The 12,308-nt window shown below is 68.6% G+C and carries 3 protein-coding genes; all 3 read right to left on the bottom strand.

Annotation, left to right across the window (positions count from 1 at the left end; all coding sequences use genetic code 11):
- Positions 1–15: 15 nt before the first annotated feature.
- The gene (locus tag G4D83_RS44820) at positions 16–5,094 is read right to left on the bottom strand and encodes a tetratricopeptide repeat protein (RefSeq protein WP_163871110.1); all 5,079 of its coding nucleotides are present in this window, start codon (positions 5,092–5,094) and stop codon (positions 16–18) included.
- A gap of 165 nt (positions 5,095–5,259) precedes the next feature.
- Positions 5,260–5,958 carry a hypothetical protein gene (locus G4D83_RS44815; protein WP_240357183.1) on the bottom strand — a complete coding sequence of 233 codons (699 nt, stop codon included), beginning with the start codon at positions 5,956–5,958 and terminating at the stop codon, positions 5,260–5,262.
- A gap of 63 nt (positions 5,959–6,021) precedes the next feature.
- Positions 6,022–12,308, bottom strand: a 6,287-nt coding sequence (locus tag G4D83_RS44810) for an amino acid adenylation domain-containing protein (protein ID WP_163871109.1), incomplete at its 5' end; no start/stop codon positions are given.

Genomic DNA, 12,308 nt, shown 5'->3' with positions numbered 1-12,308 from the left:
CGCCGCGAGCCGGGACTACAGCGACAGTCCCAGCCGCTGGCGCAGCCGGAAGAAGTCGTCGGTGAAGGACCAGGTGAGCAGGGTGCGCAGCCGCTCGCCCTCGCGCACGGCCTGAATCATCGGCTCCGGGGAGTCCAGCTTCGCGCCCGCGAAGTTCGGGTCCTCGCGCAGCACCATGCCCAGGCCCACGGACACGTCACCAGCGATGAGCAGACCCGCGCGGTCCGCCGAGGCATCCAGCGCGTCCAGCCACGGCGACAGCTCCAGCTTCTGTACGTCGCCCAGCGCCATCGCCGGCGCTTCCAGCGCCTTGATGGCCTTGCGTGAGAAGGCCTTGCGAAGCTGCTTCACCGTCTCGTCATTGCGCCGTCCCAGCGCGGTGAACTGCTGCGCGTGGATGCGGATGGCGCTGCCGAACAGCTCCGCCGTCTCGCCCTGCGACAGCTTCTCCAGCACCGCCGCCTTGTTCAAGAGGCCCAGCGCCGCGCGGCCCAGGAGGAACTTCTGCTCGCGCGCGTTGAAGCGCCGCACCACGTCCTGGCCGATGCACACCGACAACGGCTCGGTGGTCTCCAGCACCGTGAGGCCGCGCCGCGCCTGGTACGCGTCAAACTCCTCCACGCCGAACACCTGCGCCACCGTGCGGATGGCCTTGTACACGGCGCTGTCCGTCTTGAGCTTGTCCGTCTTCGGGTTGACGCCGACGATGTCGAAGCTCGGCGGGTAGACCTTCTCCAACTGGTCTCCCATCGCCCGGAGCACCTCCAGCAGCGGCCCCCGGACGCCGGGGTGCAGCAGCATGGAGTCCACGTCCGTCGACGTGAGCCCCTCGCGCACCTCCTGCGCCAGCCGCGTGCGGCCCTCCGTGTAGAAGGCCAGCTCCGCCTCGTTCGTGGAGCGCAGGAACTGGAGCACGGACGCCACGCAGAAGGCCTTGTCGAGCTGCTTCAGGCCCTCCCACAGCTTGAACAGCGCGTGCAGGCTGTCCACCCGCGTCGGGTCCTGGCGGAGGATCTGCCGGTGCTCCTCGACGGCGAGCGGCACGGAGGACGTGTCGCGCGCGTACAGCCCCGCCAGCGCCGTGCGCGCCGTGAGGTTGGCGGTGTCGCTCTCCACCACCACACGGTACAGCGCGGTGGCGCGCGCGGGCTCGGACAGGGGACCCGCGAACAGCTCCGCCACGCGCATGCGCAGTGCCGCCGCGCGCTTCGAGTCCGTGGCCGCCGTCGTCTGGGCCTGCGCCTCCAGGAGCTGCGCCAGCTCCGGCAGGTTGCGCGCACGCTCGTATAGCGTCACCAGCCGGTCCACCAGCGTCGGGTCTCCCGGCGTCAGCTCCAGCGCGCGGCGGTACAGCGGCGTGGCCGCGGCCGCGTCGCCCAGGCCCTCGTCATAGGTGCGCGCCAGCTCCAGCGTGAAGCGCGCGCGGGACTCGGCCGGCAGCTCCTGCTGGAGCAGCTTGTGCAGGCAGTCCACCGCGCCCGCCCAATTGCGTCCCTGGGCATGAATCGAGGCCAGTCGCTCCAGCGCCTCCAGGTGGCGGGGCTGCGCGGTGAGCACCGTCATCAGGTGCGCGGACGCGCGGCTCGGGTCGTTCAGGTGCGTCTGGTACAGCGAGCCCAGCGTGAGGTGGAAGGGCGCGAGCGTCCGAGCGTCTCCACCCTGCTGCACGCGCTGGCTCAGCATCGCGGCGGCCTCGGCGTACTGCTGAGCCTCCAGCAGCAGCGAGCCGCGCAGCTCCAGCGCTTCGATGTGACCCGGCTGCGCGGCCAGGGCCTTCTCCAGCAGCGCCACCGCGCGCGTCCGGTCTCCCAGGGCCGCGTGGTGCAGCCGCGCCGCGCTCACGTAGCCCGTGGCCGCGGCGGGGTGGTCCTTCTGCGCCAGCTTCGCGTCGGCGCGCCGCTCATGCAGCGCGGCCAGGTCCGCCGAGCCACCCCGGTGGGCGAGCAGCTCCTCCAGGCCCGCCTGCGCGGCCGGGTGCAGCGGGTCTCTCTCCAGCGCCTGCTTGTAGAGCGCCGCCGCCGCGTCGGTGTCCTTCTGGACGAACGAGGCCAGTCGCGCCGCGCCGATGAACGCTTCGATGGCGCCGCGAGGGTCCTTGCTGAGCCGGGCCTCGGCCTCCAGCGCGGCCCGGGCCTCGGCCGCGTCTCCGCGCCGCATCGCCACGCGCCGCGTGCCCTGCAACGCCGGGAGGCACTGGGGATGCAGCTCCAGGGCCTGCTTGTAGAGGGCCGCCGCGCGCTCCAGGTCGCCGAAGCGGATCTCCGCGAGCTCGGCGGTGCGCAGCAGCATCTCCAGCGCCTCTTCCGCGTCGCGCGCGTGCGCCAGTCGCAGCGTGTAGAGCCGGGCCAGGCCCGAGATGTCCCCGGCGAGCTTGAGCGAGCGCTCCAGCGCGAAGGCCAGCCGCGCGTCGCCCGGGTCCGCCTCGAAGGCGCGCTTGTACGCCTCCAGCGTTCCCTCGGCGGGGCCCTTGTCCAGGTCCACGGCGGCGGACAGCCGCAGCGCGGTGGCCAGGCGCGGGTCATTCACGCGCTCGGCGATTCGCTGCCGCAGCTCCGCGCGGCGAGGACGGTCCGCGGCGCGGATGCGCTCCAGCAGGGTGAGGGCGGTGAGGTTTCCGGTGTCCAGGCCCAGCACGGCCTCGCAGCACAGGGCCGCGCGCGAGGGCTCCTGGAAGCGGTCCAGGTACAGCCGCGCCAGCTTGAGATACGCGGTCACCTTGGCCGTGGGCGTGCCGCCGACCTGTGTCTCGCGGTCCAGGATGGACACCAGCTCCTTCACGTTGTCCTGCGCGAGGAACAGGCGCTCCAGGGCGCGCAGCGTGGCGGCGTGGCCCGGCGTCAGCCGCAGCACCTCCTGGTACGTCTCGATGGCCAGCTCCGGACGCTGGAGCGAGTCCTCCCAGATGGCGGCGGCCTGGAACAGCGCGTTGGCGCGCTCCAGCGGATCCGTCCGGTTGGCGGCCTCCTCGCGCAGCATCTCCACCAGGTTCTCCCACGCGCCCTGCGCCCGGTAGATGCGGGCCAGCGCGCGCAGCGCCGGGAAGTAGCTGGGCGCCAGCATCAGCGCCTCCTGGTACGAGGCGATCGCCTCGTTCTCCTGGGACAGCCGCTGCTCGTACAGCTCACCAATCTTGTAGATGAGCGCGGCGGCCTGGTCGGTGGAGGGCGAGCTCTCCGACTCCGCCCGGTACATGTCCACCAGCTTCGACCAGCGGCCGTCCTGTGCGTACAGCCGTCCCAGCGCCTTGAGCGCGGGCAGGTACGACGGGGACAGCGCCAGCACGCGCTCGTAGGCGGAGATGGCGCCCGGGCGGTCCTTCAGGTTCTCGTCGAGAATCTCCGCGTTGCGGTGCAGGAGCGAGAGCACCTGCTTGGTGTCGCCCGCGAGCGACGCCTCCAGGTCATGCGTCTCCAACAGCTCCCGGTAGCGGCCCGCGCGCTCGTACAGCCGCGCCAGGTTGCGGATGGTGGGCAGGTGGTCCGACGCCAGGTCGAGGATGCGCTTCATGCACTCGATGGCGTGGTCCAGATCTCCCAGCCGGTCCTCGTACACGCCGGCCATCTTGTTCAGCGTGGTGATGAGCTGATCCCTGTCGGACGTCTGGAGCAGGTCCTGCTCGAACATCGCCACCAGCTCCGCGAAGCGGCCCTGGCGCTCGTAGAGGCGGGTGAGGGCCTTCTGCGCGGGGAGGTAGCCGGGCTGCAACTGGAGGCAGGAGTTGTAGCGGGAGATGGCGTCCTCCTGCCGTCCCAGCCGCTCCTCCAGAATCTCCGCGGCCTTGTACATGCGCGCGGCCTTCTGCTTGGCGTCCTCGGCGGCGGCGACCTCCGCGTCGAAGACGGAGACCAGGCCCTCCCAGTTCTGCATCCGGTAGTACAGCTTGCCCAGGCCCGCGAGCGCCGCGGAGTGGCCGGGGATGCGCGCGACGATGGCCTGATACCGCGCCGCCGCGTCCACCTCGCGCTTGAGGACCTCTTCGTACAGCGCGGCCAGGCGCAGGTTGGTGGCGACGAGCTCGCTCTCGTCGTTGAGCGAGCCCACGCGCGCCAGCAGCACGTCGGCCAATTCCTCGTAGCGGCCCTGCGTCTCGTAGATGCCGGCCAGTTCGCTGAGCACCAGCGGCTCGTTGGGCGCGGCGTGGCGCGCATCCAGCAGCGCGGCCAGGGCCTCTCCCTTCTGGCCCAGGCGCTCATGCACCTTGGCGATCTGCAGATAGGCGGGCGCGGCCAGGGGGCCCAGCGCGGTGGCCTCGGCGGTCAGCGCCGCGAGCAGCTCCTCGGTGCGCCCCTCGCGCTCGGCCACGTGCTTGAGCGCGGCGAGCAGCAGCGGATCCGAGCGGTCCAACGCGAAGGCCTCGCGCAGGAGCGCGGCGGCGGGCTCGCGCTGCTTGAGGCGCTCGTCGAGGAGCAGCCCCGCGCACGTCAGGTAGTGCGCGCGCAGCGACGGCTGCTGCATGGTGGCGGCGAGCAGCTTGTAGACCTCCACCAGCGCGGCGGCGTCATTGCGCATGGCGTAGACGGACTCGAGCTGCGTGAGCACCACGACGTCGGTGGGCCGTCGCTCCAGGCACTGGCGCAGGCAGGCGGTGGCCTCGTCGTCGCGGGACAGCCGCTCCTGGAGGACGATGCCCTTCTCGAACAGGAGCGCGGCTTGATGGCGCGCGTCCTCGGTGGCGGCGAGCTCCGCGTCGAGGAGCTGGATGACCATCTGCCAGTTGCCCACGTCCGCGAACAGGCGGCGCGCGGCGCGGATGTTGACCAGGTACCGGGGCGCCAGCTTGTACGCGTTCTGGAAGGCGACCGCCGCGTTGCGCGGATTCTTGAGCGGCTCCTCCCAGAGCAGACCCACTTCATGGAAGAGCTGCGCGGCGGCGGGGCCATCCGTGGTGCTCAGCGTCCGGGCCTCGCGCTCCAGCGAGGCGATGCGCTCGCGGGCCTCGTCCTCGGTGCTCGGCGCGGGCGCCGCCTGGGGCGCGGCCTGCACGGACTGGGTCAGCACGTCGGCGGCCGTCGGGCCGGCCTTCGCGGGTGCCCCAGAAAGCGGAGGAGGGGCGACCGTGACGGGGGGTCGCGGGATGTCGTTGCGCTCGCTCATGAAAGGCCGGCTCCGGGGGCCAGTTCTGAGAGGGAAAGAATGGCCAGGAGTGGTCGTAACACGCGCTTGGCCGGTCCCTCAACTTCCCGACATTCCTGACGATTTGGGTGTCCGGATACCCGGGGAGCGAGCAGGCCCCCGCTTGGGGCGCCAGTCCCGCGAGGCTCAGAGTCCCTCGCGCAGGTTCTCCTCGGCGATGCGTGTCAGCTCCGTCACGTGCCTGTGGAGCCAGAGGCCGAAGGGCTGGATGGACTTCGCGGGGGTCTGCTCGGGGAGGGCTTGCGGACTCTCGTCGAACGGGACGATGGCGTGCTCGCCCGAAGGAGTCCTCGTGCGTTGGTCGAAGGCGAAGGACCGGCCGATGTGCCATCCGCCGTGGAACACGAAGAGGTTCTTCAGCTCCTTGTTCCCGGTGGCCTTCACGAGCCCGTCGATGTCGTAGGTGTCGTCGGCGATCTCCAGACAGCTCCAGCCACCGCCCACGACGTTGCCGCATGGGAAGGTGGGCAGGCCGCGCTCCACGACGTTGTCCACGAGCCAGGTGACGCTGCCGTACACGCGCTGGAAGTAGTCCCAGCTCGACTCGCTGTTCCTGGGTTTGGGGACCTTCTTTCCGTTCCAGCTCCCGATGCGGTGCTTGTACTGGCGCTTGAAGATGGAGAGCTGTTGGTCGAGGGAGTCCATGCGCTCGGGCTCCTTCTTCACGTCGAGGTGCTCCGCGACGAAGTGTGACTTCGGGTAGCGGTCGTGGAGGTCCTTCAGCATCGCGATGGCCGTGTCGACGGCCTCGTAGGGGTCCTTCGGCTTCGCGAAAGAAGGGCCCTTGGGCGCGGAGGTCTTCTGCGGATGCTTCGAGTCGGGCATGGGCGATTCTTCACACGGGAGGTGGACGGGGTAAATCGATGAGTCCGTTTCCGACGCCGGTGCTCAGGTGCCCGTGGACTTCGGAAGGACCTTCTCTTCAACGCGCCGCATGAAGTCATTCAGGTGTCGAGCCATCACGGAGACATGGGGCGGTTCAACCATCGTCTGGTGATTGCCGGGGATGCCGATGAGCTCCAGTCCACCGCGGACGAGCTGTTGCCAGGGCCGCTCGGGATGGAGAGGGTGCGGTGGGACGTACTCCTGGGCGCGTAAGTAGATGGCGGTGCCCTCGGTAGGCGCAGGCTCGTAGCTGAACAACGCGCGCATGTGCGCCTTCCAGACGGAGAGGAAGACCTGGAGGTCCACGAGCGAGAACGAGTCGGGGACGACGGCGCCGTCGCGGGCGCGGCGCAGCACCTCGAGCATCTGGGCCTGCGGGTCCAGTCCGCGCAGGAGGGAGATGAGCGCCTCGGACGAGTCACCGAAGGTGGCGGCGAGCAGCTCCGCGTCATCCTCGAAGCGCTTGGGGAGCTGGCCAGGCCCTGGGGTGTCGAGGAACACGAGCAGCGAGGGAGGGACTCCCAGGCGTCGCAGGGTCTGCGCCATCTCGTAGACGATGGTGCCGCCCATGGACAGACCCACGAGGTAGTACGGCGGTCGCGGACGCAGTTGGAGCAGGGCATTCAGGTGGACGGAGGCGAGCTGTTCGATGGTCTGGAGCGGTTCGCATTCGCCATTCACGCCCGGAGCCTGGAAGCCGTAGACGGAGCGCTCTGGACCGAGCGCACGCACGAGGTCCTGGTAGCAGAAGACGGTTCCGCCAATCGGGTGCATGCACAGGAGCGGCGGGAGGTCATCGCGTCCCTGCTGGAGCAGCACGATACCGTCAGGAAGCGCGGGCGCGGAGTCGAGCACCGTCGTCCCCGAATCACCGGGCGTCAGCTTGCCTTGGACCCAGGTGGCGAGCGCGGCCACGGTGGGACTCTGGAAGAGGACCTGGAGGGGGACCTTGAAGCCGAATCGCTCGGACAGCTTCGCGACGAGCTGCGCGGCGAGGAGCGAATGGCCACCCAGGTCGAAGAAGCTCGTCGTCACGCTGATGGACTCGCGGCCGAGGACCTGGGACCACAGCGTGCCGATGTCCTCTTCCAGCGGGGTGCGTGGAGCGACGCGCGCGTTCGCGTCATCCCCCGTCGCGGAGGGCCGAGGCAGCGCTCGATGGTTGACCTTGCCGTTCGCCGTGAGCGGCAGTGACGGAAGCACCACGAAGTCCGAGGGCACCATGTGCGAAGGCAGCGTCCCCTGGAGGAAGGCGCGGAGCACCGTGGACGTCAGCTCCAACTCCGTCGCGACGTAACCGACGAGGCGCCTGTCGCCCGGAGTGTCCTCACGAACGAGGACGATGGCGTCACGCACGTCGGGGTGTGCACGCAGCGCCGACTCGACTTCACCCAGTTCGATGCGGAAGCCGCGCAGCTTCACCTGGTTGTCGCGACGGCCGATGAAGTCGAGAGCCCCGTCATGGCGAAGCCGGACGAGGTCACCGGTGCGGTAGAGGCGAGCGCCAGGAATGGTGCTGAAGGGGTGGGGAATGAAGCGCTCCGCGGTGAGGTCGGGCCGGTCCCAGTAGCCCCACGCGAGACCCTCGCCACCGACGAAGAGTTCACCCGTGACGCCCGTGGGGACGGGCTGCAAATGCACGTCGAGGACAAAGGCGGTGCTGTTGGCGATGGGCCTGCCGATGGGGACGGAGTGTTCCTGGTGGAGGAGGACGGGGTGCCAGGAGCTGAACGTGGTGTTCTCAGTGGGCCCGTAGACGTGGAGCAGGTGCTGAGGAGGGCCGAGAGAGAGGACGCGGTTGACGCACGAGGTGTCGGCGTTCTCGCCGCCGAACAGGAGGAAGCGGAGGCGGGAGAAGGCGGAGGGCTCGGAGCGCGAGACGAGGTTGAAGAGAGCGGTGGTCAGGAAGAGGGCGGAGACGCGCTCGTCGAGGAGACGACGGGAGAGGATGCTCGGGTCGATGACGTCATCCTTGTCGAGGATGACGAGGGATGCGCCGTTGAGGAGGGCGCCCCAGATTTCGAAGGTGGAGGCGTCGAAGGCGACGGTGGCCGCCTGGGCGACGCGGTCGTCGTGACCGAGCTGGACGTAATCGGAATCGAGGACGAGACGGAGGACGGCACGGTGGGGAATGCAGACGCCCTTGGGGCGGCCCGTCGAGCCCGAGGTGTATGTGACGTAAGCGAGCTCGTCCGGCCCCATGTCGTGCGTGAGCTGGGGAAGTTCGGCATCGGAGAAGAGGGGCAGCGCGTCGATGCACAGCGGCGCGGTGTCACCATGGGGGACGCGCGCGGACAGTGAGGTCAGCGTGACGATGCGCCGAACCTGTGAGTCGCGAACCATGAAGTCGAGGCGCTCAGCGGGATAGTCCGGGTCGAGCGGGACGTAGGCGCCACCTGCCTTGAGGATGGCGAGCAGCGTGACGATCAGCTCGGGAGAACGAGGCAGGCATACCCCGACCTGTGGATGCGCTCTGTCGACGCCGTGGGCACGGAGGATGCGCGCGAGCTGTGTGGAGCGAGTGTCGAGCTGACCGTAGGAGAGCGAGCTTGAGCCGTGCTGCACGGCGATGGCGTTGGGCCGCAGCGAGGCCTGGATGGCGAAGCACTCGACGATGGACGAGCGGGCCGGATACGGCCGGCGGGTGTCATTCCATTCGACGAGCCACTGACGCCGCTCCTCGGAGGAGATCAGCTCCAGGGAATGGATGGAGGCGTGTGGCGTCTGGACGACCTGCTCCATCAAGCCGCGGAGATGGTCCGCCATGCGAGAGATGGTGGCGGGCGCGAAGAGCGCGGTGGCGAACTCGAAGACACCGTTGAGTCCGTGAGGCGTCTCTTCCAGCGACAGAGTGAGGTCGAACTTGGAGGTGCGTGGGTGCAACTCAAGGGTGTCGACCACGAGGCCCGGGAGATGAAGCTGTCCGGCCGGAGCATTCTGGAGAACGAACATGACCTGGACGAGAGGGCCATGGCTCAAGGAGCGCTCGACGTGGAGCTCCTCGACGAGCTTCTCGAAAGGAAGCTCCTGATGGGAGTAGGCGCCGAGGCAGGCGTCACGGGTGCGAAGGAGGACGTCGAGGAAGGAAGGGTTGCCGGAGAGGCGAGCCGGGAGAGGGAGTGTGTTGACGAAGAATCCGATGAGGGATTCGAGCTGGGGGCGGGTGCGGTTGGCGATGGGAGAGCCGACGAGGAAGTCGAGCTGACCGGAGTAGCGGGAGAGGAGGAGTTGGAAGGAGGAGAGCAGTGCCATGAAGAGGGTGGCACCGTGGAGACGGGAGAGGGAGTCGAGGGAGTCGCGAAGGTGAAGGGGAAGAGAGAAGCGGAAGGTGGAGCCCTCGAAGCGCTGGAGGGAGGGCCGAGGGAAGTCAGTAGGAAGAGAGAGGACGTGAGGGACGCCGTCGAGGAGACGTGTCCAGAAGTCGAGTTGAGAGGAGAGGGTGTCGCCGGAGAGCCAGGTGCGCTGCCAGGAGGAGAAGTCGGCGTACTGGATGGAGAGCGGGGCCAGGGGAGAAGGAACACCCTGGAGGCGCGAGAGGTACTCGGCTGAGAGCTCCTGGTAGAGGACGCCGAAGGACCAGCCGTCGGAGACGATGTGGTGGAGGTTGAGCAGCAGCAGATGCCGTTGAGGCGCGAGGAGGAAGAGGCGCGCACGGAAGAGAGGCCCGAGGGCGAGGTTGAAGGACGTCTCGGCGTCGAGCTGGAGAAGGCGAAGGACCTCCTCGTCGGGACTGGCAGAGGCCGAGAGGTCGACGAGTCCCCAGTCGAAGTCAGGCGAGTCGGAGATGTGCTGAGAGGGCGCGCCGTCGCCCGGGAAGCGAGTGCGGAGGGACTCGTGGCGAAGGACGAGCGCGCGGAGGCTGTCATGGAGCGCGGTGACGTCGAGAGCACCCTCCAGCCGGAGCGCGAAGGGCATGTTGTAGACGGCCTGATGCTCATGGAACTGGCTGAGGAACCAGAGGCGTTCCTGTGCGAAGGAGAGCGGCGGCGGCTCGTCCCTGCTCACCGTCGGAATGAGCGAGGTGTTCGGAGCCGCCTGCGCTGACCCAATGCGCTGCTCCACGGCGTGCGCGAAGGACTCGATGGTCGGTGCTTCGAAGAGCATCCGCACGGCCAGCGGAACCCCGAGACGTTCCTGGCTTCGCGAGATGATCTGCGTGGCGAGCAAGGAGTGCCCGCCCAGGTCGAAGAAGTTCGCGGTGACGCTGACCTTGTCGAGCTGAAGCACCGTCGACCAGATGGCTGCGAGCTGCGACTCCAGCTCCGTACGTGGCGCGACGAATGCCTCATCGTCGAGGCGGGCCGCCTCGGGTGCCGGGAGCGCGCGGTGGTCGAGCTTCCCGTTGGGCGTGAGGGGCATCGCCGCCAGGACGATGATCGTCGAGGGAACCATGTGGCTGGGAAGCTGTTGCCCGATGTACTCGCGCAACGCGGGACCGGTCAGCTCCGTCGCGACATAGGCGACGAGGCGCCTGTCGCCCGGAGCGTCCTCGCGCACCAGGACGACGGCATCTCGCACATCAGGATGAGCCCGGATGGCGGACTCGACTTCGCCCAGTTCGATGCGGAAGCCACGCAACTTCACCTGGTTGTCGCGGCGGCCGACGAAGTCGAGGGCGCCGTCAGGGCGAAGCCGGACGAGGTCCCCGGTGCGGTACAGGCGCGTTCCGGGAGTCGCGCTGAAGGGATTGGGAATGAAGCGCTCGGCGGTGAGGTCTGCCTTGTTCCAGTAGCCCCAGGCGAGGCCATCGCCACCGACGAAGAGCTCACCGGTGACGCCCATGGGCACGGGCTGAAGGTGCACATCGAGCACATAGGCGGTGCTGTTCGCGATGGGCCTGCCGATGGGGACGGAAAGCTCCTGGTGGCGAAGGGCGGCGTACCACGTGCTGGCGGTGGTGTTTTCGGTGGGACCGTAGCCGTTGACCAGGCGCTGAGGCGGTCCGGAGGAGAGGACGCGGTTGATGCAGGATGGGTCCAGGTTCTCACCGCCAATGAGGATGAAGCGGAGGCGAGAGAAGGCGGAAGGCTCGGAGCGGGAGACGAGGTGGAAGAGCGCCGTGGTGAGGACGAGGGCGGAGATGCGCTCGTCGAGGAGGCGACGGGCGAGGACGGCCGGGTCGATGACGTCATCCTTGTCGAGGATGACGAGAGCGGAGCCGTTGAGGAGGGCGCCCCAGATTTCGAAGGTGGAGGCGTCGAAGGCGACGGTGGCGGCCTGGGCGACGCGGTCATCGGGGCCGAGTTGAACATCGTCGGAGTTGAGGACGAGGCGGAGGACGGCGCGATGAGGGATGCAGACACCCTTGGGGCGGCCCGTCGAACCCGAGGTGTAGAGGATGTGCGCCAGGTCATCGGGCTGGAGGTCGCACTCGAACGGCGTCGTGCTGCTCGCATCCAGCGCTTCGCGAAGCAGGTCAAGACTCAGGAGTCGCCAATCACCCGAAGGCACGCTCTCGCGGAGCGACTCGTGAGTGATGATGGCGACGACCTGTGAGTCGCGAGCCATGAAGTCGAGACGCTCGGAGGGATAGTCCGGGTCGAGCGGGACGTAGGCGCCACCCGCCTTGAGGATGGCGAGCAGCGAGACAATCAGCTCGGGAGAGCGTGGCAGGCAGACCCCGACTTGAGGACGCGCCCTGCCGACTCCGTGAGCACGAAGGGCGCGAGCGAGTTGGTTGGAACGGGCATCCAGCTCACCGTACGAGAGCGAGCTTGAGCCGTGCTGCACTGCGATGGCGTTGGGGCGCAGCGAGGCTTGGGTGGCGAAACACTCGACGATGGACGAGTGGGACGGATACGGCCGGCCGGTTTCATTCCATTCGACGAGCCACTGACGCCGTTCGTCGGCGGAGAGCAGTTCCAGAGAATGGATGGACGCGTGGGGCGTCCGGACGCTCTGCTCCATCAGCCTGCGAAGGTGGTCCGCCATGCGCGCGACGGTGGCCGGCGTGAAGAGCGCGGTGGCGAATTCGAAAACGCCATGGAGGCCATCCGAGGACTCTTCCAGGGAGAGCGTGAGGTCGAACTTGGAAGTGCGCGGATGAAGTTCGACGTGCTCGACCTGGAGCCCGGGGAAGGACGGCGGTGCACCGGGCGCGTTCTGGAGCACGAACATGACCTGGACGAGAGGGCCATGGCTCAGGGAGCGCTCGACGTGGAGCTCCTCGACGAGCTTCTCGAAGGGAAGCTCCTGGTGGGAGTAGGCGCCGAGGCAGGCGTCACGGGTGCGAAGGAGGACGTCGAGGAAGGAAGGGTTGCCGGAGAGGCGAGCCGGGAGAGGGAGGGTGT

This window comes from Myxococcus eversor, assembly GCF_010894455.1.
GTDB classification, from domain to species: domain Bacteria; phylum Myxococcota; class Myxococcia; order Myxococcales; family Myxococcaceae; genus Myxococcus; species Myxococcus eversor.
Note: the sequence above shows the minus strand (reverse complement) of the source record. Positions and strands in the feature narration are given on the sequence as shown.

What these genes read in the sequence shown, in the direction of transcription:
- G4D83_RS44820 (WP_163871110.1), bottom strand. Translation starts at nt 5,094, where the DNA reads ATGAGCGAGCGCAACGACATCCCGCGACCCCCCGTCACGGTCGCCCCT.
- G4D83_RS44815 (WP_240357183.1), bottom strand. Translation starts at nt 5,958, where the DNA reads ATGCCCGACTCGAAGCATCCGCAGAAGACCTCCGCGCCCAAGGGCCCT.